Source organism: Tritonibacter litoralis (assembly GCF_009496005.1).
GTDB lineage: Bacteria > Pseudomonadota > Alphaproteobacteria > Rhodobacterales > Rhodobacteraceae > Epibacterium > Epibacterium litoralis.
In genome coordinates this window covers 593,055-618,096 of sequence record NZ_WIBF01000001.1, presented here as the reverse complement: position 1 = coordinate 618,096, position 25,042 = coordinate 593,055, and the positions used below count along the sequence as shown (strand labels likewise).

27 protein-coding genes are annotated in these 25,042 nt (G+C 57.6%); 15 read left to right on the top strand and 12 right to left on the bottom strand.

Annotated elements, in window-relative coordinates:
* Window positions 1–6: 6 nt before the first annotated feature.
* The gene (locus GFB49_RS03000; protein ID WP_153214299.1) at window positions 7–387 is read left to right on the top strand and encodes a bleomycin resistance protein; all 381 of its coding nucleotides are present in this window, start codon (window positions 7–9) and stop codon (window positions 385–387) included.
* Between the two features lie 3 nt (window positions 388–390).
* Here the strand turns inward: GFB49_RS03000 and GFB49_RS02995 are convergent, their stop codons facing one another.
* Complete coding sequence (locus tag GFB49_RS02995) at window positions 391–1,035, bottom strand: response regulator transcription factor (RefSeq protein ID WP_153214298.1); 645 nt, start codon at window positions 1,033–1,035, stop codon at window positions 391–393.
* Window positions 1,036–1,083: 48 nt separating this feature from the next.
* Window positions 1,084–2,520 carry a cache domain-containing protein gene (locus GFB49_RS02990; protein ID WP_153214297.1) on the bottom strand — a complete coding sequence of 479 codons (1,437 nt, stop codon included), beginning with the start codon at window positions 2,518–2,520 and terminating at the stop codon, window positions 1,084–1,086.
* Window positions 2,521–2,759: 239 nt separating this feature from the next.
* Here GFB49_RS02990 and GFB49_RS02985 point away from each other — a divergent pair, with 239 nt between their 5' ends.
* The 3 genes from GFB49_RS02985 to GFB49_RS02975 all read left to right on the top strand — a co-directional run bounded on the left by GFB49_RS02985 (window position 2,760) and on the right by GFB49_RS02975 (window position 7,260).
* Window positions 2,760–3,845: a TRAP transporter substrate-binding protein gene (locus GFB49_RS02985; protein WP_153214296.1), complete on the top strand. Its 1,086-nt coding sequence runs from the start codon at window positions 2,760–2,762 to the stop codon at window positions 3,843–3,845.
* Window positions 3,846–3,952: 107 nt separating this feature from the next.
* On the top strand, window positions 3,953–4,888 hold the full coding sequence (locus GFB49_RS02980) for a TRAP transporter small permease subunit (protein WP_153214295.1): 936 nt from the start codon (window positions 3,953–3,955) through the stop codon (window positions 4,886–4,888).
* Between the two features lie 17 nt (window positions 4,889–4,905).
* Complete coding sequence (locus GFB49_RS02975; RefSeq protein ID WP_153214294.1) at window positions 4,906–7,260, top strand: TRAP transporter large permease; 2,355 nt, start codon at window positions 4,906–4,908, stop codon at window positions 7,258–7,260.
* A 49-nt stretch (window positions 7,261–7,309) separates the two neighbouring features.
* Here GFB49_RS02975 and GFB49_RS02970 read toward each other — a convergent pair whose 3' ends face one another.
* The 4 genes from GFB49_RS02970 to GFB49_RS02955 form a co-directional block, all read right to left on the bottom strand.
* The gene (locus GFB49_RS02970) at window positions 7,310–7,702 is read right to left on the bottom strand and encodes a VOC family protein (protein WP_153214293.1); all 393 of its coding nucleotides are present in this window, start codon (window positions 7,700–7,702) and stop codon (window positions 7,310–7,312) included.
* On the bottom strand, window positions 7,699–8,517 hold the full coding sequence (locus GFB49_RS02965) for an arginyltransferase (RefSeq protein WP_153214292.1): 819 nt from the start codon (window positions 8,515–8,517) through the stop codon (window positions 7,699–7,701). Before GFB49_RS02965 ends, GFB49_RS02970 begins: the two co-directional genes overlap by 4 nt.
* Window positions 8,518–8,620: 103 nt before the next feature.
* Window positions 8,621–9,052: an RDD family protein gene (locus GFB49_RS02960; RefSeq protein WP_153214291.1), complete on the bottom strand. Its 432-nt coding sequence runs from the start codon at window positions 9,050–9,052 to the stop codon at window positions 8,621–8,623.
* 86 nt (window positions 9,053–9,138) lie between these two features.
* Window positions 9,139–9,576, bottom strand: a complete 438-nt coding sequence (locus GFB49_RS02955) for a DUF2852 domain-containing protein (protein WP_153214290.1) — start codon at window positions 9,574–9,576, stop codon at window positions 9,139–9,141.
* A gap of 223 nt (window positions 9,577–9,799) precedes the next feature.
* On the opposite strand from GFB49_RS02955, the gene GFB49_RS02950 reads away from it, so the two are divergent.
* The 5 genes from GFB49_RS02950 to GFB49_RS02930 all read left to right on the top strand — a co-directional run bounded on the left by GFB49_RS02950 (window position 9,800) and on the right by GFB49_RS02930 (window position 15,254).
* The gene (locus tag GFB49_RS02950) at window positions 9,800–12,592 is read left to right on the top strand and encodes a bifunctional [glutamine synthetase] adenylyltransferase/[glutamine synthetase]-adenylyl-L-tyrosine phosphorylase (RefSeq protein WP_153214553.1); all 2,793 of its coding nucleotides are present in this window, start codon (window positions 9,800–9,802) and stop codon (window positions 12,590–12,592) included.
* A gap of 4 nt (window positions 12,593–12,596) precedes the next feature.
* A complete protein-coding gene (locus GFB49_RS02945; RefSeq protein WP_343032448.1) occupies window positions 12,597–12,863 on the top strand; it encodes a hypothetical protein in 267 nt (88 codons plus the stop codon).
* A gap of 58 nt (window positions 12,864–12,921) precedes the next feature.
* Window positions 12,922–14,136, top strand: coding sequence for an RSP_2647 family RNA methyltransferase (locus tag GFB49_RS02940; protein WP_153214288.1), 1,215 nt, complete (start codon window positions 12,922–12,924; stop codon window positions 14,134–14,136).
* A gap of 5 nt (window positions 14,137–14,141) precedes the next feature.
* A complete protein-coding gene (locus tag GFB49_RS02935) occupies window positions 14,142–14,687 on the top strand; it encodes an RSP_2648 family PIN domain-containing protein (RefSeq protein ID WP_343032447.1) in 546 nt (181 codons plus the stop codon).
* 99 nt (window positions 14,688–14,786) lie between these two features.
* The gene (locus GFB49_RS02930) at window positions 14,787–15,254 is read left to right on the top strand and encodes a hypothetical protein (RefSeq protein ID WP_153214287.1); all 468 of its coding nucleotides are present in this window, start codon (window positions 14,787–14,789) and stop codon (window positions 15,252–15,254) included.
* A gap of 4 nt (window positions 15,255–15,258) precedes the next feature.
* Here the strand turns inward: GFB49_RS02930 and GFB49_RS02925 are convergent, their stop codons facing one another.
* Window positions 15,259–15,951 (bottom strand): M48 family metallopeptidase, encoded by a 693-nt coding sequence (locus GFB49_RS02925; protein WP_153214286.1) that lies wholly within the window; start codon window positions 15,949–15,951, stop codon window positions 15,259–15,261.
* Between the two features lie 122 nt (window positions 15,952–16,073).
* On the opposite strand from GFB49_RS02925, the gene GFB49_RS02920 reads away from it, so the two are divergent.
* Window positions 16,074–16,610, top strand: coding sequence for a hypothetical protein (locus tag GFB49_RS02920; protein ID WP_153214285.1), 537 nt, complete (start codon window positions 16,074–16,076; stop codon window positions 16,608–16,610).
* A 20-nt stretch (window positions 16,611–16,630) separates the two neighbouring features.
* Here the strand turns inward: GFB49_RS02920 and GFB49_RS02915 are convergent, their stop codons facing one another.
* The 3 genes from GFB49_RS02915 to GFB49_RS02910 are packed head-to-tail and all read right to left on the bottom strand — an operon-like array spanning window position 16,631 to window position 18,880.
* The gene (locus GFB49_RS02915; protein ID WP_153214284.1) at window positions 16,631–17,815 is read right to left on the bottom strand and encodes a vWA domain-containing protein; all 1,185 of its coding nucleotides are present in this window, start codon (window positions 17,813–17,815) and stop codon (window positions 16,631–16,633) included.
* Between the two features lie 9 nt (window positions 17,816–17,824).
* Window positions 17,825–17,992, bottom strand: coding sequence for a hypothetical protein (locus GFB49_RS20980; RefSeq protein ID WP_194269246.1), 168 nt, complete (start codon window positions 17,990–17,992; stop codon window positions 17,825–17,827).
* Window positions 17,993–18,040: 48 nt separating this feature from the next.
* The gene (locus tag GFB49_RS02910; RefSeq protein WP_153214283.1) at window positions 18,041–18,880 is read right to left on the bottom strand and encodes an AAA family ATPase; all 840 of its coding nucleotides are present in this window, start codon (window positions 18,878–18,880) and stop codon (window positions 18,041–18,043) included.
* A gap of 187 nt (window positions 18,881–19,067) precedes the next feature.
* On the opposite strand from GFB49_RS02910, the gene dksA reads away from it, so the two are divergent.
* Both dksA and GFB49_RS02900 read left to right on the top strand, forming a co-directional pair.
* Window positions 19,068–19,490: an RNA polymerase-binding protein DksA gene (dksA, locus tag GFB49_RS02905; RefSeq protein WP_153214282.1), complete on the top strand. Its 423-nt coding sequence runs from the start codon at window positions 19,068–19,070 to the stop codon at window positions 19,488–19,490.
* Between the two features lie 100 nt (window positions 19,491–19,590).
* Window positions 19,591–20,760, top strand: coding sequence for an FAD-dependent oxidoreductase (locus GFB49_RS02900; protein ID WP_153214281.1), 1,170 nt, complete (start codon window positions 19,591–19,593; stop codon window positions 20,758–20,760).
* Window positions 20,761–20,889: 129 nt separating this feature from the next.
* Here the strand turns inward: GFB49_RS02900 and xth are convergent, their stop codons facing one another.
* Window positions 20,890–21,696: an exodeoxyribonuclease III gene (gene xth, locus GFB49_RS02895; protein WP_153214280.1), complete on the bottom strand. Its 807-nt coding sequence runs from the start codon at window positions 21,694–21,696 to the stop codon at window positions 20,890–20,892.
* 352 nt (window positions 21,697–22,048) lie between these two features.
* Here xth and GFB49_RS02890 point away from each other — a divergent pair, with 352 nt between their 5' ends.
* Both GFB49_RS02890 and GFB49_RS02885 read left to right on the top strand, forming a co-directional pair.
* Window positions 22,049–22,273: a DUF6749 family protein gene (locus GFB49_RS02890; RefSeq protein WP_153214279.1), complete on the top strand. Its 225-nt coding sequence runs from the start codon at window positions 22,049–22,051 to the stop codon at window positions 22,271–22,273.
* Between the two features lie 56 nt (window positions 22,274–22,329).
* On the top strand, window positions 22,330–23,388 hold the full coding sequence (locus GFB49_RS02885) for a DUF6902 family protein (protein WP_425505178.1): 1,059 nt from the start codon (window positions 22,330–22,332) through the stop codon (window positions 23,386–23,388).
* 34 nt (window positions 23,389–23,422) lie between these two features.
* Here the strand turns inward: GFB49_RS02885 and GFB49_RS02880 are convergent, their stop codons facing one another.
* The gene (locus tag GFB49_RS02880; protein ID WP_153214277.1) at window positions 23,423–23,746 is read right to left on the bottom strand and encodes a HesB/IscA family protein; all 324 of its coding nucleotides are present in this window, start codon (window positions 23,744–23,746) and stop codon (window positions 23,423–23,425) included.
* Window positions 23,747–23,833: 87 nt separating this feature from the next.
* Here GFB49_RS02880 and GFB49_RS02875 point away from each other — a divergent pair, with 87 nt between their 5' ends.
* A complete protein-coding gene (locus GFB49_RS02875; RefSeq protein WP_153214276.1) occupies window positions 23,834–24,997 on the top strand; it encodes a deoxyguanosinetriphosphate triphosphohydrolase in 1,164 nt (387 codons plus the stop codon).
* Window positions 24,998–25,042 lie beyond the last annotated feature (45 nt).

Sequence of the window (25,042 nt, the reverse complement as noted above, 5' to 3'; positions counted from 1 at the left end):
GAGACCATGTCTGCCACACTCATCCAAGTGACCCCATTTGTGCTATGCGCCGATCTGGAGCGTCAGATTGGCTTTTACCGGGACATTCTGGGCTTCACGCTGGGGTTTCAGGCCGAGAATTACGCCTTTTTGCGGCGTGATGGGGCAGCGGTGCGGTTGCTGGAATGCCCACCCCGCCCTGATGGGACACCGCTGGGGCACGAGCATTCGTTCTACATTGATGTTGAGGATCTGGACGGGTTGTTTCAGCAGTTAAAGCCCCAATTAGACCAGCTGCCGCCAGAGCGGGTCCGCGCACCGTTTGACCAGCCTTATGGCCAGCGAGAGTTCCATGTTTTGGACGAGGACGGCGCGCTGGTGTTCTTTGGCGCAGCGATTGCCGGGTAGGCTTTAAAACCCGGCGCTGCCCTGCAACACACCATGTTCCAGCGCATAACGTGTCAAACCGGCGGTTGAGGAAATCCCCAGTTTCCGTTTGATGTTCTTGCGATGGGTTTCAACCGTGCGCACGGAAATGTCGAGATCGCGCGCCACTTCCTTGTTGGATTTGCCCTGGGCCAGCTGCAAGAGGATCGTCTGCTCCCGACCCGTCAGGGCCTCGCGATCACCGCTTTCTTTTGGCTTCAGGCTGCCTTCCGCTCCGGTACAAAGATAACGTTTGCCATCCATGACCGCGTCGATTGCCATCTTGATCTCATCCGTGGGCACGTCCTTCAGAACATAGCCCAAAGCGCCGTGACTTAGCGCGGTTGAGATATATTCGGGACTGTCATGCATGCTGAGAATCAGAATGCGGGTTTCGGGCGCTTCTTCGCGAATGATTTCCGTCGCGCTGAGACCGCCAAGACCCGGCATATTCAGGTCCATCAAAACCACATCAGGCTTCAACACAGGCACCTGTGTCACGGCCTCTTGCCCATTGGTGAGCGAGCCGACAACCTCGATGTCATCAAAGCTTTCGAGGATCGACTGGATCCCCTCGGCCACCATCGGGTGGTCGTCGACAATCAACACACGTGTGGGCCGTTGTGGCATTCGCAATCCTCCATTGCAGTATCGGGGGCCTCGGACATTCCCGTCTCCTCAGAGGGATTTGTCTTCGGGTTCTGAGAGCCATTCCTGACCCGGCGCCAACAGGCTGGTGAGTGGTAGGCGGACCACAATTTCGGTACCGCTTTGGGGGCCGGAAGATGACAGAAGTTTTAGGGTGCCGTCAAGCTGATCCACGCGTTCTTGAATGTTGCGCAGGCCGATTCCGTTTCCACTGCGGTCTTTTTCTTGGGGTAGGCCGCGCCCATTGTCACGGATGCACATGGTAACGCCTTTCTTGTGGCCTCTTAGATCAACCGAAACCTGGCTTGCTTCGGCGTGCCGTTCAATATTGGTCAAAGCCTCCTGAGCGATCCGATAGAGGGCGATTTTACTCTCTTGCTGCAACCGATTGCGGAACACAACGGTGTGGAAATCAGTCTCGATCCCGGTACGTGCACCAAAGTCTTCGACCAGTGCTTTGAGCGCCGGGCCAAGGCCCAAATCATCCAGAACACCGGGCCGGAGATCGCGGCTGATCCTGCGCACTTCGGTAATTGCGGTGGTCAGATGCTCAACCCCTTTGGTCAAAGGGGCTGCGGCCTTTTCCGTGTCTTGCCGTTCAATCCGACGCAGGGCGATATCCAAAGCATAACGTACACCCACCAGCATCTGGCTGATTCCATCGTGTAGTTCCCGCGCCACCCGGCCGCGTTCCTCTTCTTGGGCGTCCAGAACACGTTGGGTCAATTCCTTCAGCTTGGCATCCGCAAGGCGGCGTTCCCGGATATTGAGGAACATTCCAGTGGCAAAGACAATAACCAACGCGATAATAGTAATACCCCCAATGTAATAGAACGTGCGCTGAATGCGCTCTTCCACTTCGGCACGGGCGGCGGCCACTGTGTCCAGGACGTCGTCGATAAATACGCCGGTGCCGACAACCCATTGCCAGCTTTGAAAGCCCACCACATAAGAGATCATCTGCGCTTCTTTGCCAGTGGAAGGCTTGGGCCATAAAAACGTATGCCAGCCAGCCCCTTGGCGGGCGATGTTAATCAATTCATCCACGACCGGGGTGCCCTGGCTGTCTGTCAGACCGGTCCAGTTTTTGCCGATCAGCTCGGTCTGGCGGGGGCTGACGATATTGTTTCCGTCATAGTCGTAGACAAAGAAAAAACCATCATCGCCATAGATCATTGCTGCCAGGATTTGTGCAACGTGACGTTTGGCTTCGTCATCACCGGGGGAGGCTGATCCGTAGATGTAATAAAACCCGTTGCGGGCCTGCGTGACATAGTTGCGAAGCTCCGCCTTTTTGGCCTCCAGCAGCTGTCGTTCCAGGGCTGCGATCTCCCGCTCGGCAAGCTGGCGGGACTGGAATGTCACCAAAACCGAGATCGCCGCAGCGGCCAAAATCAAGGGCAAAGCCGCCAGCAAAGCCAGCTTTTGCCCGTAAGAAGGGCGTAAGTGGGGGAAGAAATTCCGCATGACAGGAATCGTTATTCGATCAGCCGATTAAAGCAAAGACATGGTGTCGTTTTTTTCTGTTTTTACGAAAAAATTAGTCTGACGTGTGTAATTAAATTAATGAAAACAGACTGATATATCCTTTTTCTATTCGTCTACCGAGTACTAGGTATTCACAAGTTTCATTCGACGGGTAGGGTGAGCGGGCTGAAATTGATCTGCCATGGATCTGTGGCAGTAGGACTTTTGGGAGGAAAATCATGGATCGTCGTTCTTTTTTGAAGACGTCTGCGCTGGGTGGCTCTGCGGCCGCAGCGACAACTCTGGCTGCACCGGCCTATGCGCAAGGCAACCGCAAACTGACAATGGTCACCTCGTGGCCGCGCGGCTTTGCTGTTCTGGATGATGCGGCAAGCTACATGGAACAAATGGTTGGTGAACTGTCTGGCGGCAGCCTGACCATCGAGAAAAAAGCCCCTGGTGAACTGGTGGGCGCGCTGGAAGTGTTTGACGCCGTGACTTCGGGTCAGGCGGATATGTATCACTCTGCGGATTATTACTTCATCGGTCAGCACCCGGGTTATGCGTATTTCACCGCTGTTCCGTTTGGCGGCACCGCGCAGGAAGTGTCCAACTGGTACTACCACGGTGGCGGCGAAGAGCTGCACGACGAGCTGGGCGAGATCTTCAACCTCAAAGGCCTGATCGCAGGTAACTCCGGTTCGCAGTCCGGTGGTTGGTTCGCAAAAGAGATCAACTCGGCAGCTGACTTCAACGGTCTGAAGTTCCGTATGCCGGGCCTGGGCGGCAAGGTTCTGGGTAAACTGGGCGCATCCGTTCAGAACATCCCAGGCGGCGAACTGTACCAAGCGCTGTCTTCGGGCGCGCTGGACGGCCTGGAGTGGGTTGGCCCGATGGCTGACGAACGCGCCGGCTTCCAAGAAGTTGCAAAAGTTTACTACACTGCGGGCTTCCACGAGCCGGGCTCTGCTTTGTCCTCCTCTGTGAACCTGGACGTTTGGAACGAGCTGTCCGACCAGCACAAAGCGATCCTGCGTTATGCCTCCATGGCGACCACACAGTACCAGCTGGCCGAAACTCTGGCCAACAACGGTGCCGCTCTGGCGCGCCTGCAGGCACAAGGTGTGCGCACGCTGCAATTCTCTGACGATGTTTGGGATGCGTTCGGCAAAGCCTCTGCTGAGGTTATGGACGAGAACATGGGTGACGAGCTGTTCGCCAAGATCCGTAACTCCTTTGAAGCTTCGCTGGCCACCTCTGCGGACTGGATCAACAAGTCGGACGGTTACTACGTCCAACAGCGTATCCGCGTTCTGGGCAGCTAAGCCTGAACCGAGAATAGGAGGAAGCCCCTGTCACGGGGCTTCCTCTGTTTCTGCATTCTGAAATACGAAGCAAACTCCGCGCAGAGCGGGGGAAAACAGGAGGGGACATGCAAGAAGCAGCCTCTGCAGGCTTTGGTGGCGCGATCCTGGCCGTTCTGAACGGCATTTGGTGGGTCATCGCAAACCTTGGCGAAGCCTATTACAATATCGCCTATGCCATCACGCACCCGTCGCTCTGGCTGGATTGGTCGGACAAGCAAGCCATCATGCGGTTTGTTTATTATGGCGGTTCGGTTGAATTCTTCTTTGCTGTGATGGCCGTGGTCGTTGCCGTGACGGCGGTTGGCCTTTATCACCGTCCCTTTATGTGGGGCTGCGTGCGGGCGCTGGAAGGGTTTGCCAATGCGGTGGGCCGTTTCTTTGCCTGGGCGGGTCTTTTGCTGGTCATCCAGCAGATCGTGATCGTCTTTATGCAGCGGATCTTTACCCGGCCTGACATTGTGTTTGGCGTGGGTGTGCCCCTGCAGTTCGACATCAGCTGGTATGCCGAAGAACTGAAGCTTTACAATGCTTTGGTTGTCGCTCTTTGCGTGTCCTACACATTTGTGCAGGGCGGCCATGTGCGGGTGGATTTGGTGTACTCGGCAGTGAGCCACCGGGCCAAACGCGCGATCGACATGTTCGGTTCGCTGATCTTCATGCTGCCGATCGCCACGCTGATCTGGCTGTATGGCTGGTTCTTCTTGTGGCGTCACCTGATCGTGCCAAAGCCATCGGCTTCGGATGCGCTGGATCGTCTGCTGCTGAAAGCGCGCGCGCTGCGCTGGAATGTGGAGACCATCGGCTTTAGCCCCAACGGCTTTACCGGCTATTTCCTGTTCAAGATCCTTTTGGTGGCTTTTGCCGGGATCGTGTTCATCCACGCAATCGCGTTCTTCTACCGCTCCTTCCTGGAATTCATCGAAGGTCCGGCCAGCGAGAACAAATACCTCGACAAGGATACTCTTGGCGAAGGTGAAGAAGCCTATGAAGGCGCTCATTAAACTGAGGGACAACGGATATGCTATTCGGTCTTGATGGCGTCGAAATCGGCCTCATTATTGTATTCTTCTGCCTTTTCGGAGGCATCTTATCCGGCTTCCCGGTGGCTTTTGCCATCGGTGGCGCGGGTATCATCTCATTTGGTATTATCGCCGCGCTCGACAGCGCGGGACTGTTGATCCACCAGGCCATTGACACCAACAGCGATGTCTATCGCGAGCTGGTCAGCTCGGGCGTGAAACCCGATGTGATATCGGTTTTCCGATACCCGGATCTGCCGCGCATCGCTGAGCCTGTGTTCGTCCAAGGGTGGGAAACCGCTCTGGATCGCAACGTGTCATTCATTGTGAACCGCATCAACGAACGTGTTCTGGCGGGGGCATCGATTGAGACCCTGCTGGCGGTTTTGATGTTTGTTCTGATGGGCATCACCCTGGAACGGTCCAAAATTGCAAACGACCTTCTGACCACCATGGCGCGCGTCTTTGGCCCGCTGCCTGGCGGTCTAGCGGTGTCGATTGTGGTTGTGGGGGCCTTCCTGGCGGCCTCGACCGGGATTGTGGGCGCAACCGTGGTCACCATGGGGCTGTTGGCCCTGCCGACCATGCTGCGCAACAACTACAGTCCGGAACTGGCAACAGGTGTGATTGCGGCGTCTGGCACATTGGGTCAGATCATTCCGCCTTCCATCGTGATTGTTCTGCTCGGCACCCTGGCGGGTGACCTGTATTCAACCGCGCAGGAAACCCGTGCGCGCGAGGCGGGCTGTACCGATGCGTTGACCTATCTGGGTGAGCCTGCGGTTGTGTCCGTGGGTACGTTGTTCCAGGCGGCGCTGCTGCCGGGGATCATGCTGGCGCTGCTTTATGCGGGTTATGCCTTTGTCTATGCGTTGATGAACCCGGAAAAAGCCCCAGCCGTTGTGCTGGATGGCGGCTCCAACGAGCCGGTGACACGCAGCGAAGCGTTCACCTGGTATCTGGGTGTGCCGATTGCCATTATCGCCGGTGCTATCCTGCTGGGCTCGTTCGACATCATCGGCAGCCAAAGCACAGTGGTGTCCAGCTTCTCTGAAGCAGGGCAGGGCGCGGCATTGCGCACAAATGTGGGCGCGGAATGTCAGGCGGCGATGATCGAGTTGCATGGTCAGGTGGCTTGGGATGCTGCGGTCGCTGAACAGGCTGCGCTTGACGCCGCGGGTGGCGTGGAGCAGGCGCGTCAGCTGACAGCCGACGAGATCGAGGCCAACCGCGTGGCTATGATCGAAAACGCAGCGCCGATTGGGACGGGCATCGCCACGCTGATCGTGTTGTTTGCTCTGACCCTGGCCATCGGTCGTGGTGTCGCGCCGTCGCGTGATGCCAAGCCGTTGATCCTGGGCGCGATTGGTCTGCTGTTGCTGGCTCTGGTGGACATTCTGCTGATCCAGCCGACCACATCCGCAAGCGGTACTGTCGCACTGATGGCGCTGCCAATGATCTTGGTGCTCTATGGTGTGCGTGAGGCGGCGATCCGTTGCGCGCATAATGATCTGATCCGTGTGGTGTTCCCGCCGCTGGTTCTGATCATCGCGGTACTGGGCTCGATCCTGGGTGGGATCACCAACCCGACACCTGCGGCTGCGCTGGGAGCCGGTGGGGCGCTGATGCTGGCGGCTTATCGTCGTCTGAAGGAAGACGGCCAATCCGGCGCGGTCATCTTGTGGGCGACGCTGGCCATTGTGGTTTCGGTCCTGATTGGTGTGAACTTTGACCTGCGTATCAACCAAGGTGACGTTAGCGCCGAAAGCTGGGCGGCCTTCTTTGTGGCCTATGGCTGCTACATGTATGCGCTCTTTGGTTTGATCTATGCCTGCTGGGTTCTGTACAAAGGCGGCGTTCTGACCCCAGTGGTGCGAGAGACGGCCAAGGTGACCTCTATGGTCTTCACCATCCTCATCGGTTCGCAGCTGTTGAACCTGGTGGTGATCTCCTTTGGGGGTGAACATTATATCCAGCAGTTCCTCAAGAGCTTTGACAATGAGCTGACGGTCTTCCTGATCGTGATGGTGGTGCTGTTTATCCTGGGCTTTGTGCTCGACTTCCTCGAGATCATTTACATCGTGATCCCAATTGTGGGGCCGGTGATCTATGGCGGGTCGTTTGATCCAAAATGGGTGACCATCATGATCGCGGTGAACCTGCAGACCTCCTTCCTGACACCGCCCTTTGGCTTTGCGCTGTTCTACCTGCGCGGGGTGGCGCCAAAAGAGGTCACCACAGGCCATATCTACCGCGGGATCTTGCCCTTTGTGCTGATCCAGGTGGCAGGGCTTGGGATCTTGTGGTTGTTCCCGACCATCGTGACCATTGTCCCGGCGCTGATCCCGAATTGATCCAGCCAAGGCTGATACACCAAGGGGCCCCGATTGGGGCCCCTTTTTTTTATTTGGATTTCAGTTCTAACAGATCCCATCGATTGCCAAAGGGATCCCGCCAGACCGCGACAATGCCGTAGGGCTCGTACCTCGGCTCTTCCTCAAAAACGACGCCAAGCGCCCGCATCCGTGCGTGGTCGCGGGCAAAGTCATCCGTCGTCAGAAACAGCCCGATGCGGCCGCCGAATTGATTGCCGACAATGGCCTCCTGCGCAGGCCCATTGGCGCGCGCCAAAATCAGGCTGCCCGTGGTGGCACCAGGGGGCAGGATGCGCACCCAACGTTTGGAACCCTGGTCTACGTCTTCGGTCAAAGTCCAACCCAGCGTGTCACAGTAAAAGGCAATCGCCTGGTCGTAATCGGGAACAACCAGTGACACCGCATGCAAGGCTTGTTTCATTTTTTCTCAGGGATCGGGGGAAGCTGGATATTTGCCACTTGTTCCGAGATCGGATCCCGCGTGAAGGGCTGCGCCGCTTTTGAGATCGCTTCGGGGTCTTTCAAAGGCTCCCAGCGCCCTTGCTGGTAGATTTCCAGCCCTGAGAATTTGGCCTTGTAGCCCATTTTATCGCTGCCCGGCACCCAATAGCCCAGGTAGACATAGGGCAGCCCCGCATCAAGCGCGATCTGGATGTGGTCCAGGATCATAAAGGTGCCAAGCGAGTTCTGCTGCAGGCTCGGTTCGTAGAAAGAGTACACCATGCTCACCCCGTCATCCAAAACATCGGTCAGGGACACGGCGGTCAGTTTCTGGGTGGTCTCCTCTACATATTCGATGACCCGGCTGCGCACCGGTGTCTCTTCGATCATGGCGGCGTATTCAAACACATCCATATCCGCCATGCCGCCATCCGCGTGGCGGCTGTCCAGATAGCGGCGGAACAGTTCAAACTGATCTTCCGTCGCCCAAGGCGAAGTGGCGCGCCGGGTCAGGTTGGCATTGCGTTTCAGCGTGCGCCGCTGGCTGCGCCGTGGTTTGAAGTCTTTGACACTGATGCGCGCTGACAGGCAGGCGGAACAATCCGCACATGAGGGGCGATAAAGCACATTCTGCGAGCGCCGGAACCCCTGTTGGGAAAGCGAGTTGTTCAGCTGTTCCACACCATCGCCCTGAAGTGCCGTGAACAGCTTCCGTTCCATCCGGTTCTCCAGGTAGGGACACGGCTGCGGAGCTGTTACGTAAAACTGTGGAGCGATGGGCAATGAGTGGCGCATTTGGTCAGTTTGACATCCTAGGAAGCAAAGGGATACCTAAAATGATAGCAAGACCGGTGGTTGACGCCAAGATACTGCGAGGTGAAATGGTTTACCGCCCCTTTCACGCTTTGCGATTCAGCATAACGGTGCCCATGAACATATCGGGCAGACCCTGACCACGTGCAGAGGTCAACATCAATACAATCGAGACAAACTGCAACAACACAAATCCCAGGCAGACAGTGTAGGCCAGCGTGTGCATGACCGCCTGTCCAAGGTCCAGACGCGCGCCATGTGCGTCACGCAGCTCGATCCCGGCAAATTGCATCCCCCAGGTGGCTGATCCACTGGCGATGGTCACCACGCGATAGGCAAAACCAACGACCAGGAATAAAAAGCCCAGAAAGAACAGGCCGACAAATGCGGTGCCGATAACAACGGCCATACAGAGCGCACAGATGATCAACCCGTCCACGAACCAGGCAAACAATCGTTTGGCCGGGACCGAGGCATAGAACTCTGGCGCATAGGTTGGGTCAGGAAGGGCAGGCATAAAACAATTGGATCCTTTTGGCAGGAACAGACAGTCAGGCGGCAGACAGTCAGGGGGAAGGTAATCCCCCCTGATCTATAACGTCTTTATGCAGGTTTTGCAGCGATGGTGTCATCGCCTTCATCCTGGGGTTGTGTGGCGCGCTCGTCCATGAACTGGTCGAATTCGGCCTTGTCTTTGGCATCTCGCAGACGTTGCAGGAAGGCTTCAAAATCATGCTGTTCCTGTTCCAGACGACGCAGGGTGTCGGTGCGATATGCGTCAAAGGCGCTGTTGCCGCTGGAACGATGGGTAAACCGGGCAGGGCTGCGGCGGGATTGCGAAGATTTGCAGCTGTATCCGAACATTTTCTTACTCCAGATCATGTAAAAGAGGAGGGCCAGGCCAACGGGCCAGAAGAAGATAAAGCCCAGCACCATCGCGGCGATCCAGGCGCCTTTGCCCTTGTCATCCAGCCAGGCCTCGCAACGGCTGAACCACCCTTGGGCATGGTGGTGGGGGACGGCGTTGGAAACGGTGGTCATCATACTCTCCAGGTTAGGTTCGATGTAAAAGTCATTCACATTACGTAAGAGTGATATCGGAGTGAGGACGCGCCTGTTCAAGAGGGTGATGTTAAAATGTTTTACATCCACGGCTAAAACTTCATATGCGATTGAAACAAAGGGACTAATTTCGACCCAATCGATACTGGGTGCGGCAGGCTGGATGATTGACCTTCTGTCACGGGCGGCGCAGGGTGTGGGCATGACCACTGCTTTGACCCTGACCTGTTGCCCCCGTGCCTTTGACCCCGCTCTGGCCCACGAAACGCTGGCTGCGCTGCCGTGGCTTGCGCCCGAACACAAGGCGCTGATTGCCGGAACCTCGGGAACCAGCCCCTATTTGAACAGTTTGATCCTGATGGAGCGTGACTGGCTTCCAGAGGCTTTGGACAATCCACAAGCGGCTTTGATTTCGGTGATGGCGGCGGTCTCGGCCCTGAACCCTGACCAGCTGAAACCCGAGCTGCGCCGCGCCAAACGGCGGGTGGCCCTGCTGACGGCGCTCTGTGATCTGGCGGGGTTTTGGTCGCTGGAAAAGGTCACCGCCGCCCTGTCTGATTTTGCCGCACTGACGGCGGATGTGGCGTTAAAGGCAGAAATTGCCAAGTTGATCGCCCGCAAGAAACTGCCGGGCCAAACCGAAGAGGATGTCGCAGCCGCCGCAGGGCTTGCGGTTCTGGCGATGGGCAAGATGGGCGCACATGAGCTGAATTACAGTTCAGACATCGACCTGATTTGCCTGTTTGACGAAACCCGATATGAGCCGGATGATTTTTATGAGGTGCGCCAGGCGCTGGTGCGGGCGACCCGCAATATGTGCGCAACCCTCAGCGACAAAACCGCAGAGGGTTATGTGTTTCGCACCGATCTGCGACTGCGTCCGGATCCCGCGGTCACGCCGGTCTGTGTCGCGATGGAGGCGGCGGAGCGGTATTACGAAAGCTTGGGCCGCACCTGGGAACGGGCGGCTTACATCAAAGCGCGCGCCTGTGCGGGGGACATACAGGCGGGGGAAAAATTCCTGCACGGGCTGCGCCCCTTTGTCTGGCGGCGACATCTGGATTTTGCAGCCATCCAGGATGCCCATGACATGCGCCTGCGGATCCGCGAGAACAAGGGCAGCTTTGGCGCGGTCTCGGTTCCCGGACATGATATGAAACTGGGGCAGGGCGGCATTCGTGAGATCGAATTCTTCACCCAGACCCGTCAGCTGATCGCAGGCGGGCGCGACCCGGATTTGCGGGTGCGCGAAACCGTCAAAGGTCTGGAGGCGCTGGCGCAGAAAGGGTGGTTTGACCTATCTGTGGCAGATGAGCTGAGCGATCACTACCGCGCGCATCGCACAGTGGAACACCGGATCCAGATGATCCATGACGCCCAGACCCACCGGATGCCCAAATCCGAGGATGGGCTTGGTCGGGTGGCAAGCCTGATGGATCTGGATGTCAGCGACATGGTGGAGCAGGTCGGCGCACGTCTACATGCTGTGCGCAAACTTGCGGATCAGTTTTTTGCGCCCGGAGACACGGGTGAGGCCGAGCAACCCACGCTGCCAGCCATTGATCCAGAGACGTTTGACCCGGAAATCCTGCGACGCTGGCACACTTACCCGGCGCTGCGCTCTGAGCGGGGCGCGCAGATTTTCGAACGGCTGCGCCCGGAATTGCTGTCCCGCCTGTCGCGCACCGCGCAACCGGCCGAAAGCCTGATTGCGCTGGATGGGTTTCTTGCGGGGCTGCCTGCCGGGGTTCAGATCTTTTCCCTGTTTGAGGCCAACCCGCAGCTGATCGACCTTTTGGTTGATATCGTTGGTACATCGCCGGAACTGGCCGGATTCCTGTCGCGCAACGCGTCGGTCTTTGATGCGGTGATCGGCGGTGCCTTCTTTGATCCCTGGCCTGAGGGGGCCGCGCTGCTGGAAGAAATCAAAGCCCGCCTTGCGGCTGAGGAAGATTACGAGGCGAAACTGGATGCAGCGCGGCTCTGGTGCAAGGAATGGACTTTCCGCATCGGCGTGCATCATTTGCGCGGGTTGATCACCGGCAAAGCCGCGGGTGGGCAATATGCTGAACTGGCCTCGGTCACGATCGAGGCGCTGGCACCGGTCGTCGTTGACCACTTTGCGCTGAAACACGGGCGGCCTCCGGGTCGGGGGGTGGCGGTTTTGGGCATGGGCTCATTGGGGTCCAGCCAGATGACTGCCAAATCCGATCTGGACCTGATTGTGATCTATGACCCGCAGCAGATCGAAAGCTCGGATGGCAAACGCCCGCTGGCGTCCCGTGCCTATTATGCGCGGCTGACGCAGGCTTTGATCACGGCGTTGACGGCTCCGATGGCACGCGGGCGGCTTTATGAGGTGGATATGCGCCTGCGCCCCTCGGGCACCCAAGGCCCAGTGGCAACCAGTATCAGCGCTTTTGACAATTACCAGCACAATGAGGCCTGGGTTTGGGAGCATCTGGCCTTGACGCGCGCGCGGGTGATCTGCGGCGGGGGAGAGCTGGCCAGGGACGTGGAAACGATCCGTGCCGATGTTCTGCGCACGCCAAATGAGCGGGCCAAGGTTCTGGCGGAAGTGTCGGAAATGCGGGACCGCCTGTCGGCTGCCAAACAGCCCAAAGGTCCGTTGGATGTCAAAAACGGTGCAGGCCGCATGGTGGATGTCGAACTTGTTGCACAGACCGGGGCTTTGTTGGCGGGTGAGGTTGCGCGCGGGGTCGCGCCGGGGTTAAAGGCGGCCGAAGACTGTGGGTGGTTGGGCGCGTCACAAGTGCAGATCCTGCGTGAAAGTTATGATCTTTATCGCGAGGTTCAGATGGCCGCCCGTCTGCTGAGCGCAGAGCCTTTGGAAGAAGACGCTGTGGGCGAGGGGGCGGCCCGGTTTATTTGCCGTGTGTCCGGGGCGGCGAATTTGGCGGATCTGGTTGCGGATCTGAACGCACGCTATGCACGCTGCGCAGAGATCGCCCAAACGGCCTTGGCTGAGGAGTAAGACAGTGACAAAATCAGAGCTAGACCCCAAAGGGTTGTTCCACGAGAGCTTTAACATCGACGGGATAAACGCCGAACAATGCCGCAGCATCTTTTTGGACTGGGCTTTGAGCCTGCCAGAGGGTGTCGACAGCAAAGAGGCGCTGGGCCAGCTGTTGCAGCAATTTGAAAGCGACCACCCCGATCACCCGATGACCCAGGTGATGCAGGCGGGTCTGGCCGATATGGGACGCCCCAAGCGACGCGGCGGATGGCGCAGCAGACCCAGATAGGGAGGAACCGCTGCGCTTCCCTCTTTTACAGGGGCGCACATCTGGGTATGAGGGCTGTATGACAGATCCCGCAGATGCGCCACAGCGCCCCCGTATCAAGTTGAAACCCAAAGCCAATGCGCGCGCGTTGCGCCATGGGTTTCCTTGGGTTTATTCCAATGAGCTGGTGACGGATCGCCGGACCCGCAAGCTGGAGCCCGGCACGCTTGCCGTATTGGAGGATGAGGCGCAGCGCCCGCTTGGGTTGGTGGCCGTGAACCCCGACAGCAAGATCATTGCGCGGATGCTGGACCGTGATGCAGACGCAGAGATCGACCAAAGCTGGTTTGAGACGCGTATCGCGCGCGCCCTGGCGCTGCGCAGCCAGCTCTATGATGCGCCGTTTTACCGTCTGGTGCATGCGGAATCCGACGGGCTGCCGGGGGTAATCATCGACCGTTTCAACGCGGCCTGTGTGGTGCAACCCAATGCCGCCTGGGCGGATGCCCATATCCACGCCCTGTGTGATGCTTTGGCCAAGGTCACCGGCTGTGCCACGATCCTGAAGAATGCCTCGGGCCGGACCCGCGGTTTGGAAGGGTTGGATGATGTGGATCAGGTTATGTGCGGTGCTGCGCCAACCGCGCCGGTGCCGGTGGCGATGAATGGTGCAACCTATATGGCGGATCTGACTGGCGGGCAAAAAACTGGCCTTTTCTTTGATCAGCGCGAAAACCACGCCTTTGCCGCACGTCTGGTGGCACCGGGCGCGCGGGTGTTGGATGTGTTCTCTCATGTGGGTGGCTTTGGTCTGGCAATGCTGGCCGCAGGCGCTGGAGAGGCGACCTGTGTGGACGGCTCTGCCGCAGCACTCGAGCTGGCGCAGATGGGGGCGGATGCCGGTGGCTTTGGCGACCGGCTGACAACGCGGCAGGGCGATGCCTTTGACGTGTTGACCGCGCTGGGCGCAGAAGGCGCGCAGTTTGATGTTGTGATCTGCGATCCGCCTGCCTTTGCACCGTCTAAACCCGCGCTGGAAGCGGGCTTGCGTGCGTATGAGCGGGTGGCAAAACTGGCGGCCCCCCTGGTGGCTCCGGGCGGCTATCTGGGTCTGTGTTCCTGCTCCCACGCGGCTGAGCTGACCAAGTTTCGCAATGCCTCGGCCCGCGGGATTGGCCGCGCGGGACGTCGGGCACAGTTGTTGCATACGGGCTATGCCGGACCAGACCATCCCCAGATGCCGCAACTGGCTGAAAGCGGCTATCTCAAAGCTGTGTTCTTCCGTCTGGATTGATCGCTGTGAAACTGCTGCTTGATACCTGTGTGATCTACCCGACTGTGATGCGGCAGATGCTTTTGGGCGCGGCCAAGGGGGGGTGTTTCACGCCGCTCTGGTCGCCGCGCATCCTTGAGGAATGGGCCCGTGCCGCGCGCAAGATCGGCCCCACCGGAGAGGCGCAGGCGCGCAGCGAGATTGCCTTGCTCCAGGCCAGCTGGCCCAAGTCAGGGGTGACGCCCGCAGAAGGTGTGCAATCCCGACTGTGGTTGCCGGATGAGGCCGATATCCACGTGCTAGCGGCCGCCATTACCGGCCATGCGGATGGGATTGTTACGGTCAATAACAAGGATTTTCCCCGACACACACTGAGCGAGGAAGGCCTGACCCGTCATACACCGGATGAGCTGCTGTTTGGGTTTTGGCTGGACCATCCCGAAGCGATCGAAAGCGTTGGGCAAAGCGTTCTGGCCGATGCCAATGCCATGTCTGATGGCACATGGGACATCCGACGCCTGCTGAAAAAAGCGCGACTTCCCCGCATCGCAAAAGCGCTCGCCCAGGCCTGATTTTTGCCATCATGGCAGCTTATGGTTGAAATTGCCTGAGGCGCAGGTGATACCTGTGCGCAAGCCTTATAGCCTTTTGATGAATATGGAATTTCTATTATGAAGCTTTTGCCGTCGTCCCCCCGTTTCAAAACGCTGAACAAGCTTTTTGCCACGGGCGCGGTGATGGCGCTTGTGGGATGTGCGCCTGCACCTGGGCCGTCTGTTCCTTTTCAACAAGGCAAGTCACTGGACGATGCAAAAGCCGCGTTTGAGATCTGTGCGCCACAAGGGCCCATAGGCGCGCGCCAGAACCTGACGGCCAGCTATTGGTTCAGCCCCCTGTGGGGCGGGATTATCATCGGCCCCCTGACCATCGCGGCCACGGCCGAACAGATTCGTGAAAACGGCGCGCGCAACGCGGTGGACAAATGCTTGGCTGACCAAGGGTACTCGCGTCGGACCCTGTCAGCGGAAGAGATCAAATTCCTGAATGAAAGCGATGCCTATGTGCGGGAATTGTTCCTGGATCACCTGATTGCGGGTGGAAGCTTGGTGGCGTTTGAGCAGGATACATTCGCCGAGTAAACGATTAAGTCTTGGCGGGGGCCCATTGGGTTTCCAGCTTTTCCAGCGCAGCGATCCGTTCTTCTGTTTTGGGGTGGCTCATGAGCCAGGCTGGTGCCATGCCCGCGCGGGACTGTGTCAGCTCATCCAGTTTGCGAAACAGCGCTTTTTGCGGGGCGATGCCAATCCCGGCCTTGGTCAATAGGGCTGCGGCATATTCGTCTGCCTCATATTCATCTCCGCGTGACAGGCGCGCTGCCAAGAGATTGGTCAGCATGCCCGCAATCCACGGGCCGACCAGCGGCACAAATCGTCCGATCACCAGCATCAACGCCGTGCGCAGGGCGTTTTGGCCCGAAAAATCAATCGCACGCCGTTTGGCATGCCCCAAGGCCACGTGACCCAGTTCATGTGCGATCACACTGGCCAGTTCTTCGGCCGAAACCTCGCCGTGTTGGTATTTGCGATAGAACCCACGGGTGATGAAGATCCGCCCATCCGGAGCAGCCAGACCATTTACGGGATCCACCTCATAGATAAACACCGGAATTCTGGGCACTTCCAAGGCAGCGGCCAATTGGTCCGTTACCTGGGCCAGACGTCTGTCCGCCAGTTCGGTGGAGCGTTGATCCAATTCCTTATGGGTGCGCCAGACCGACAAGCGGTAGGTCACCAGACCATAAATCAAGGCAATCAATATGGGCGATAGCTTCAGCATATCTCTGATATGGGCGCAGGCACAGAAAAGGACAATAGCTGTCCGCATTCCTCCCAAGTTTTGCCCGAAATCGTGGTTAATCCTTCGTTAATGAGCAGTAAATCTTAACGAGGTAACATACGATGCGTGCAACGACGCTTTTTTTGTATCACCTCAGCCTGCGCGGGCTGGCGGTGCTGGGGCTGCCGTTTCTGGCGATCTTGAGCTTTCAGACTTTTTTGACCACACTTGACGGCGGACAGGCGATTTGGCCGCGATTGATCCTGATCCTTGGCACCGCGCCGATGTGTGTGTTCTTTGCGGCGCCTGCGCTCTTGCCGCGTCGTGTGCGGCGACCGGACTTGCGGGATCTGGGCCCGTTTCTATTTGTCGGGCTGGGGTTTGCAGGCTTTGCTGTGATGAGCCTGGCCCAGGCCGCGATCCAAGGGCTCACCTTGCCCACCGAGATCTTGCGCGATGTGAGCACCTGGACCGGTGCTTTGGCGCTGCTGCTTGGTGGGTGTGCAGGTCTTTTGGCGTTGAGCCTGTGTAATCAGGTGGATGGTTCCAACAAACCTGAGGTGCAAACCCCCAAGCGTCCTAAAAACAAGCAGCCTCGTCCCAGCGGCGATGAACTGCGCGCGCTGCGTCATGCCCGCATGGAAAGCACAACTTTATAATGTCTGATTTGGGTCGCGCTTCAGCGGCCCAATTCTTTCATCCCGCGTTCAAGCCCCGCAAGGGTCATCGGTACCATCCGGTTTTCAAAGATCTCCTGGATCATGCCGATGGAATGCGTGTAGCCCCAATGTTTTTCCGGCACGGGGTTGATCCACATATGATCCGGCCATTGGGTGCGGGCGCGTTCCAGCCAGACTTGACCGGCCTCTTGGTTCCAATGTTCATTGGCCCCACCGGGATAGGCAATTTCATAAGGGGACATGGAAGCATCCCCGACAAAGATGCATTTGTAGTCCGAGCCATAGGTGCGCAGAACGTCCCATGTGGGTGTCTGCTGGTTCCAACGGCGGCGATTGTCTCGCCAGACACCTTCGTACAGGCAGTTGTGGAAGTAGTAATATTCCAGATGTTTGAACTCGGCGCGGGCCGCTGAAAACAGTTCCTCGACCACTTTGATATGTGGATCCATCGAACCGCCGACGTCCAGAAACAGCAGGACTTTGACTGCATTGTGGCGTTCCGGGCGGGTTTTGACATCCAAATAGCCGTGTTCCGCGGTAGCGCGGATGGTGTTGTCCAGGTCCAGCTCTTCGTGGGCGCCGTCCCGCACCCAGCGGCGCAGGCGTTTCAGTGCGACTTTGATGTTGCGCGTGCCCAGCTCCACGTCGCCGTCCAGATTGCGAAACTCCCGTTTGTCCCAGACCTTGACGGCGCGCTGGTGGCGGCTTTCCTTCTGGCCGATACGCACCCCTTCGGGGTTGTAGCCATAGGCGCCAAAGGGCGAGGTGCCGCCGGTGCCGATCCATTTGTTGCCGCCCTGATGGCGGGCTTTTTGTTCCTCAAGACGCTGTTTCAGCGTCTCCATCAGTTTTTCAAACCCACCCAAGGCCTCGATCTCGGCTTTTTCTTCAGGTGAGAGGTGTTTTTCTGACATCTTGCGCAGCCAATCTTCGGGCAGCTCGACAGCTTCGGCCACGGCCTCCATCGGGATCTGTTCCAGCCCTTCAAAGGTTGCAGCAAAGGCGCGATCAAACCGGTCGATGTGGCGTTCGTCTTTGACCATAGAGGCGCGGGCCAAATAGTAGAAACCGTCAATGTCATAGGTCACAAGCCCCGCCTTCAAAGCCTCCAGAAACGTCAGATACTCCCGCAGGGACACGGGAACGGCTTGTGTGCGAAGGTTTTCGAAAAAGGGCTGAAACATGGGTGTGCCTCAGCTTGCCAGGCGGTGCACCAGGATCGTCGCGGCCAGCCCGGCTAGGCCAAAGATGATCATATGTACAGCCGCATATTGCAGCATATCCAGTCGATTGCCGCCGCGTTTCTTGGCGCGCAGCGCCCCAAAGACAGCGCCGATGAGAAGGGCAGAGATTACCAGCATAAGAGTGGGCCTTGTGTCAAACGCGCGGAGGTCAAAGCCGCGCCAAAATTATCGGGACGACCGCGCCATGAAGGCGAGGCGTTCAAACAGGTGCACGTCCTGTTCATTTTTCAAAAGCGCCCCATGCAGCCGCGGCAAAGCGTTGGCCCCGTCGCGTTTCAGATCCTCGGGCGACAGATCCTCGGCCAACAAAAGCTTGAGCCAGTCTAGCACTTCTGAAGTGGAGGGTTTTTTCTTCAACCCCTGGGTGTCGCGAATGTCATAGAATTGGGTGAGCGCGGTTGTCAGCAGCGTCTCCTTGATGCCGGGGTGGTGAACCTCGACGATCTTCTTCATCGTCTCGGCATCCGGAAAGCGGATGTAGTGGAAAAAGCAGCGGCGCAGGAAGGCATCCGGCAGCTCTTTTTCATTGTTGGAGGTGATGATGATAATCGGGCGGTGGCGTGCGGTCACCGTTTCTCCGGTTTCATAGACGTGAAACGCCATTTTATCGAGTTCCTGCAAGAGGTCGTTTGGAAACTCGATGTCGGCTTTGTCGATCTCGTCGATCAGCAGTACGACTTTTTCGTCGGCCTCAAAAGCCTCCCACAGCTTGCCCTTTTTGATGTAGTTCTGAACGTCATGCACACGCGCATCGCCAAGCTGGCTGTCGCGCAGTCGGCTGACTGCGTCATATTCATAAAGCCCCTGTTGGGCGCGGGTGGTGGATTTCACATTCCATTCGATCATCCGCAACCCCAGGGCGGTTGCGACTTGTTTGGCCAGCTCTGTCTTGCCGGTCCCAGGCTCGCCTTTGACGAGCAGAGGACGCTCCAACGTCACCGCGGCATTGACGGCGACTTTCAGGTCGTCAGTGGCAACATACTCTTTAGTGCCCTGAAAATGCATGTATTTCGCTCCTCACAGGTGGGGTTGGGCTACATCTTGGGTGTTGAAGGTTGTTTTAACCTCACGTTGGTATGATTGTGTAGTGACAATTGCCCCGCGAGACGATAAACGCAGCGGTATGGGAAGCCATATGTTTGAAAAGAGCAATAAAGAGACTGACATTATGGGCCAGACCGAAGGAGCCGAAATGAAGCAAGAAGTGTTTCTGCCGGACGACTATCGCCCGGCCGAAGATGAGCCTTTCATGAATGAAAGGCAGGTCGAATACTTCCGTCGTAAACTAATCAACTGGAAGCACGATATCCTTGCAGACAGCCGCGACACGATCGAAGGCTTGCAAGATGGCACGCGCAACATCCCCGATGTTGCGGACCGCGCCAGCGAAGAAACCGACCGGGCGCTTGAGCTGCGCACCCGTGATCGTCAGCGTAAACTTGTAGCCAAGATCGATTCCGCCCTGCGCCGGATCGAGGAGGGGGAATACGGGTACTGTGACGTGACAGGTGAGCCGATCTCGCTGAAGCGCCTGGACGCCCGTCCCATCGCCACGATGAGCCTGGAAGCCCAAGAGCGCCACGAGCGCCGGGAAAAGGTTCACCGCGACGACTGAGGCCCCTGCCCAGAGCAGATCAAATCACTAAGGCGCTAGAGCTCTTTTGCTCTGGCGCCTTTTTCGATATGAGGGCGTGGGGGGACACGGAACAGGTGTCATGACACTCAAGAATAAGACGATCATCATCATTGGCGCAGGCATCGGTGGATTGGCTGCGGCGCTTGCGTTGCGCACACAGGGGGCGCAGGTGACAGTCCTGGAACAGGCCGAAGAGATTTCGGAAGTTGGGGCGGGTCTACAGATCACCCCCAACGGCGTTGCTGTTCTGCGCGCTTTGGGATTGCAGGAGCAGCTGGCCTGGAAATCGCCGCGCTCCCACGGAGTTGTCTTGCGCAAATACCGCACAGGTGCACCGGTTGTGCGGCTGGATTTTGATCAATACGCGCCCGACCAGCCCTATTACTTTGTGCATCGGTCCGACCTGATTGACATCCTTGCGGATGCGGCGCGGGGGGCTGGTGTTCAGGTCCGCCTGCTGCAAAAGGTCGATCGGGTCGAGATATCGCCATCCCCCCGAGTTGTGTTGGCCAATGGTGCCAGCTGTTGTGCCGATTTGATCCTGGGCGCGGATGGGCTGCATTCGCGTGCACGTCAGGCGCTGAACGGTGCGGATAAGCCTTTCTTCACAGGTCAAGTGGCCTGGCGCGCCGTTGTGCCCAATACTGTGGGTCTTGAGGCGGAAGCACAGGTTTTTATGGGGCCTGGGAAACATCTGGTGGCCTATCCGCTGCGCCATAGGGAACAGGTCAATCTGGTCGCGGTTCAAGAGCAGAAACAATGGGTCGAAGAAGGCTGGTCCCTTGGAGATGACCCGCAGAATTTACGCGCGGCGTTTGCGGCATTTGGCGGCGCCGCCGCTGCGCTGCTCGCGGCGGTCGATCATGTGGGGCTGTGGGGGCTGTTCCGACATCCGGTGGCCCAGACATGGCAGGCTCCGGGAATTGCCATTTTGGGAGACGCCGCCCATCCGACGCTGCCCTTTATGGCGCAAGGCGCGAACCTCGCACTTGAGGACGCCTGGGTTCTGGCCGCAAGTCTGGAGCAGGCAGAGGATATGGGGGAAGGGCTGAAACAGTATCAGAGTTTGCGAAAGGGGCGGGCGCAGAAAGTGATCGGTGCCGCAAACCGCAATGCATGGAAGTTCCACTTGCGGTCCCCATTGTCAGGCCCGGCGCATTTGGGTCTGAAAGTCAGCGGGCATCTGGCGCCAGAGAAAATGGTTCGCCAGTTTGACTGGATTTACCGCCACGATGTAACGGCGGCCTGATCCGACGTCGTGTCCCCAAACCAGGGGCTCCCGCGCAGGCTTTGATCTTTCTATGCGAAAGATCAGCCCCCTTGGGCCAAGCGCTGCGCAAGGCGCAGCGCGGTTGCGCCCGGACACTGCGGGGAAAGATCAGATATCTATGTCGATCCAAACAGGCACGTGGTCCGATGGCTTTTCACGACCACGTACCTCTTTGTCGATCTGGCAGTCGCGCAGCAGATCAGCCGCCTGTGGGCTAAGGAGAAAATGGTCAATCCGAATGCCATCGTCGCGGCTCCAAGCGCCTGCTTGGTAATCCCAAAATGAATATTGCCCAGGCGCGGAATTACGGGCGCGGAACGCATCGGTGAGCCCAAGGTTCACAAGGCGCTGATAGGCCGCGCGGCTTTCCGGGCGATGCAGCGCATCCTCGCGCCACGCCTCAGGACGGCGCGCATCTTCGGCCTGGGGGATGATATTGTAGTCCCCGGCCATCAAAAACGGGGTTTCCGCGCGCAGAAGTTCCTGCGCCCGCGCGTGCAGACGTTCCATCCAGCGCAGTTTATAGTCGTATTTGCCACCGGCGACCGGTTGGCCCGCGTCATCCAGCTCGACCGGGTTGCCATTGGGGAGATAGAGGCCGCAGACCCGCAGCGCCTGTTTGCCCACCACGGTGGCTTCGATCCAACGTGCCTGTTCGTCGCTGTCATCGCCCGGCAGACCACGTTGCACGTCCTCTAGCGGGTGTTTGGACAGGATTGCGACCCCGTTGAAGCTTTTCTGACCATGTGTTTCCAGATTATAGCCGCGGTCTTCGATGAGCTCGCGTGGGAAAGCCTCATCCACTGATTTAATCTCTTGCAAAACGGCGACGTCAGGTTGGGCTTCATCGAGCCAATCTCCCAGCGCGGCGGCTCTGGCTTTGATTCCGTTGATGTTGAAAGTGGCGATTTTCATATGAACGCTCCGAGCCTGCCCAGTCTTATGCTCTATCGCCGATGGTGCGGGTCAGGGCAAGGGGGCTGACAAGGAGCGCAGGTCGAATCACACACATAGGGAGAGGTTTATATTTTGCAGCAACCAATGGGCGCAAAAGGAGTTGGAAATGAAGGCTTTGCAATTTTGTCCTGGTTATAAGTTTGTGGATTCATTTTGGACATTTCAATAAATTCAATTATTATCGCATGGTTGCTTTGTGGAAAAATGGTTAATCTTAAGGTTGGCATATTTGTTCTCTTGTTTTTCTTCTTGCTAGGGTTGTTGTTTTTATCAATGCTGAATTTACGTTTCTGCAACCTTGGAGGTTTAAATGTCTGCGTTGAAAAAAGAAGTTGTGTTTGTTTCTGAATCCGTTTCCTGTGATGTTTTTGCGGGTGAGGGTGCACATATGTTTTCGTCAGGGTCTTCGCCTGTTGTTGAAACATCCGAATTCGCTGGCGCGGGAACCGAAATGTTCTCGTCTGGTTCTGCCCCTGTGACAGGTGCTGACGTCCGTCAGGGTGATGCGACCATGCTGTTCTCTTCCGGAAGCTAAAATATTGACTGCGCTAGGGTTTCCCTGGCGCAGTTTCTCCTTTTGAAAGGGTGTTTATGTCAAACGTGGTTTCCTTGCGTGGCTGGGCGGATCATCAAACCACCCGGACTTCAAATGATGTTTTAATTGATTGTTTTTCGCGTTTTCGCAGGTCTGAAAATGATGTTTTTTGGCTGAAAGAAAATGCTGAACTTCTAAATATTCTTGAAAGCCAAATTGGCGGGTCGGGCGAATTGGATCTCTCCGCTTATTTGCCGTTTTATAACAATATTGACCGCAGGTTGTGTTTTTTTCGCCAATACTACAGATTCTATTTGTCGATCTGTATGGACCTCGAAGATTTGGGTCTTGGGGGCGAGAAAAGTCAGGTTTTGGCCGCTTGGGTTCACACGCAAAAACTGGCGGATTTGGAGCTGTCCGATCTTCAGCGGGCCGAAGCAGAGCGGTTGCTGGCGCGCCGGAACATCGGTCGGGCGGATCCGGGTTTGTCTGATCGTTTGCGGCGGTTTGCCTGTGACAGCGCGCGGTTTGCGATGCCCAATTCAAAAGTGGCCTATGAGCTGACCCATATCGTGTTCTACCTGTCGGAATATGGGCGGCGTAATCCCGATCTGCCATCTGAGGCAGTCGAGAGTCTGCGAAATGTCGGCATCCTCGCTTATTTGGATCAGAACATGGATCTTTTGGCAGAGGTCTGTATTTCGCTGCGATTTGCAAAGGCAGCTGTGCCCGTGCAGTGGGAGCAAGCCTTGGCCCAGTCTCAGCAGCGCTACAGGTTTATTCCCGATGGGTTTGATGGCACCCATGACGATTACCACGCCTATTTTGTTGGGGCCTGGTGGGCGATGACGGCCGGGCAGGGCGGGTTTGACCATGCGGTTCCGTCGGGCGCGACACAGATCCGTGGCGGCAAGGCGCCAGGGGTGATGAAGTCCCTGTCTCAGCTGATGTATAATGATGAAAGCCTTGGGGCACTGGCTTGGACCACTGCGCGGAACCAAATCCTGGCCGCCTTGCCACTGCGCGATGGTGAGCTGCTCCAGGAGGCGGAAAACAGCATCCCGGATTTTGAGCGCTTCTATGACGGGTTCGCGCGCGGCGGGCGGGCGCGGTAAAAGCCGCTCCCGTATATGTCGTCCGGTTTCGGAATTACATCGAGAAAGATGTGCCGCAGCCGCAGCTTGCTGTTGCGTTTGGGTTGTTGATCACAAAACGCGCGCCGATCAGCTCTTCTGAGAAATCGATGGTTGCATCCGCTAGATAGGGCAAGGAGATGCTGTCGACCACGACTTTTTCGCCGTTTCCTTCCAGCACCAGGTCGTCCTGCGCGGGCTGATCCAGTTCGATCTGATATTGAAAGCCGGAACAGCCGCCGCCTTCCACAGCAATGCGCAGCGCCTGCCCTTGGGCGGCGGCACCGATTTCTGCCAGGCGTTCAAAGGCGCGATCGGTCACTTTGGGTGGCATTTGCATGTGATCTCTCCAATGCTGTGTTGCAGCGGGACCTAATATATAGAAAGGTGCGAGCCGGGCGACAAGATTAGCCGAAGGAAAAGATCATTGACCTACGCGCCTTATGCAACCTTTCCCGATCGTACGCGGGGACGCCGCATCTTTGAAGAGGAAAGCAGCTTTCGCTCTCCGTTTCAACGGGATCGTGACCGGATTATCCACGCCAGCGCCTTTCGCAGGCTTAAACACAAGACACAGGTTTTTGTGGAACATGAAGGCGACAATTACCGCACCCGGCTGACCCATTCGATCGAGGTTGCGCAAGTGGCGCGCACCATCGCCGGCGCTTTGGGGTTGAACCAGGAGCTGACCGAGGCGGTGGCGCTGGCCCATGATCTGGGGCACACACCCTTTGGGCACACGGGCGAAGATGCGCTGCATGCGTTGATGGAGCCCTACGGTGGGTTTGACCACAATGCGCAGGCCATTCGCATTGTGACCTCGCTCGAAAAACACTATGCGGAATTTGACGGGCTGAACCTCACTTGGGAGGCGCTGGAAGCCATTGCCAAACACAATGGTCCGGTTTTGGGCGACCTGCCTTGGGCGCTGGCCGCCTGCAATGACGAAATGGATCTGGAGCTGGCGACCCATGCCAGCACCGAAGCGCAGGTGGCCGCTCTGGCTGATGATATTGCCTATAACAACCATGATCTCCATGATGGTCTGCGGGCTGGGTTGTTTACCGACGCTGATATTGCAGAGCTGCCGATCATCGGCGCGGCCTTTGCGACGGTGGATCAGAAATACCCGGACCTTGAGGCGACCCGACGCAGGCACGAGGCGTTGCGCCGCGTGTTTGGCGTTCTGGTGTCTGATGTGATCGACACCACACGGGCGAACCTTGAAACCTCGGGCGTTCAAAGCGTCGAAGACGTGCGCGGCCTTGGGCGACCGGTTGTCGCCTTCTCGGACGGGTTGTGGCGGGATCTGAAGGTTATTCGCGCCTTTCTCTTTACTCGCATGTACCGCGCGCCTTCTGTGATGGTGGTGCGCGCCCACGTGGCCACGGTGGTTGAGGATCTGTTTGCATATTATCTGGACAATACGATGGAGATGCCGGCGCGCTGGCATCCCGAGATTAAGTCCTGCACGGACAAGCTGTCGCGGGTGCGTCTGGTCTGCGATTACATCGCGGGCATGACCGACCGCTTTGCGCTGCAGCTGCATGCGCAGATCTTTCCTGAACGGGCTGCGGCCTCCCCTTTGTAGGGCCAAGACATGATCAAATCATAAGGGAGAGGTTGACCCTGTTCC

Excerpts from the sequence above, each read along its gene's own strand:
- GFB49_RS03000 (WP_153214299.1), top strand. The coding sequence starts at position 7 with ATGTCTGCCACACTCATCCAAGTGACCCCATTTGTGCTATGCGCCGAT.
- GFB49_RS02995 (WP_153214298.1), bottom strand. The coding sequence starts at position 1,035 with ATGCCACAACGGCCCACACGTGTGTTGATTGTCGACGACCACCCGATG.
- GFB49_RS02990 (WP_153214297.1), bottom strand. The coding sequence starts at position 2,520 with ATGCGGAATTTCTTCCCCCACTTACGCCCTTCTTACGGGCAAAAGCTG.
- GFB49_RS02985 (WP_153214296.1), top strand. The coding sequence starts at position 2,760 with ATGGATCGTCGTTCTTTTTTGAAGACGTCTGCGCTGGGTGGCTCTGCG.
- GFB49_RS02980 (WP_153214295.1), top strand. The coding sequence starts at position 3,953 with ATGCAAGAAGCAGCCTCTGCAGGCTTTGGTGGCGCGATCCTGGCCGTT.
- GFB49_RS02975 (WP_153214294.1), top strand. The coding sequence starts at position 4,906 with ATGCTATTCGGTCTTGATGGCGTCGAAATCGGCCTCATTATTGTATTC.
- GFB49_RS02970 (WP_153214293.1), bottom strand. The coding sequence starts at position 7,702 with ATGAAACAAGCCTTGCATGCGGTGTCACTGGTTGTTCCCGATTACGAC.
- GFB49_RS02965 (WP_153214292.1), bottom strand. The coding sequence starts at position 8,517 with ATGCGCCACTCATTGCCCATCGCTCCACAGTTTTACGTAACAGCTCCG.
- GFB49_RS02960 (WP_153214291.1), bottom strand. The coding sequence starts at position 9,052 with ATGCCTGCCCTTCCTGACCCAACCTATGCGCCAGAGTTCTATGCCTCG.
- GFB49_RS02955 (WP_153214290.1), bottom strand. The coding sequence starts at position 9,576 with ATGACCACCGTTTCCAACGCCGTCCCCCACCACCATGCCCAAGGGTGG.
- GFB49_RS02950 (WP_153214553.1), top strand. The coding sequence starts at position 9,800 with ATGACCACTGCTTTGACCCTGACCTGTTGCCCCCGTGCCTTTGACCCC.
- GFB49_RS02940 (WP_153214288.1), top strand. The coding sequence starts at position 12,922 with ATGACAGATCCCGCAGATGCGCCACAGCGCCCCCGTATCAAGTTGAAA.
- GFB49_RS02930 (WP_153214287.1), top strand. The coding sequence starts at position 14,787 with ATGAAGCTTTTGCCGTCGTCCCCCCGTTTCAAAACGCTGAACAAGCTT.
- GFB49_RS02925 (WP_153214286.1), bottom strand. The coding sequence starts at position 15,951 with ATGCTGAAGCTATCGCCCATATTGATTGCCTTGATTTATGGTCTGGTG.
- GFB49_RS02920 (WP_153214285.1), top strand. The coding sequence starts at position 16,074 with ATGCGTGCAACGACGCTTTTTTTGTATCACCTCAGCCTGCGCGGGCTG.
- GFB49_RS02915 (WP_153214284.1), bottom strand. The coding sequence starts at position 17,815 with ATGTTTCAGCCCTTTTTCGAAAACCTTCGCACACAAGCCGTTCCCGTG.
- GFB49_RS20980 (WP_194269246.1), bottom strand. The coding sequence starts at position 17,992 with ATGCTGGTAATCTCTGCCCTTCTCATCGGCGCTGTCTTTGGGGCGCTG.
- GFB49_RS02910 (WP_153214283.1), bottom strand. The coding sequence starts at position 18,880 with ATGCATTTTCAGGGCACTAAAGAGTATGTTGCCACTGACGACCTGAAA.
- dksA (WP_153214282.1), top strand. The coding sequence starts at position 19,068 with ATGAAGCAAGAAGTGTTTCTGCCGGACGACTATCGCCCGGCCGAAGAT.
- GFB49_RS02900 (WP_153214281.1), top strand. The coding sequence starts at position 19,591 with ATGACACTCAAGAATAAGACGATCATCATCATTGGCGCAGGCATCGGT.
- xth (WP_153214280.1), bottom strand. The coding sequence starts at position 21,696 with ATGAAAATCGCCACTTTCAACATCAACGGAATCAAAGCCAGAGCCGCC.
- GFB49_RS02890 (WP_153214279.1), top strand. The coding sequence starts at position 22,049 with ATGTCTGCGTTGAAAAAAGAAGTTGTGTTTGTTTCTGAATCCGTTTCC.
- GFB49_RS02885 (WP_425505178.1), top strand. The coding sequence starts at position 22,330 with ATGTCAAACGTGGTTTCCTTGCGTGGCTGGGCGGATCATCAAACCACC.
- GFB49_RS02880 (WP_153214277.1), bottom strand. The coding sequence starts at position 23,746 with ATGCAAATGCCACCCAAAGTGACCGATCGCGCCTTTGAACGCCTGGCA.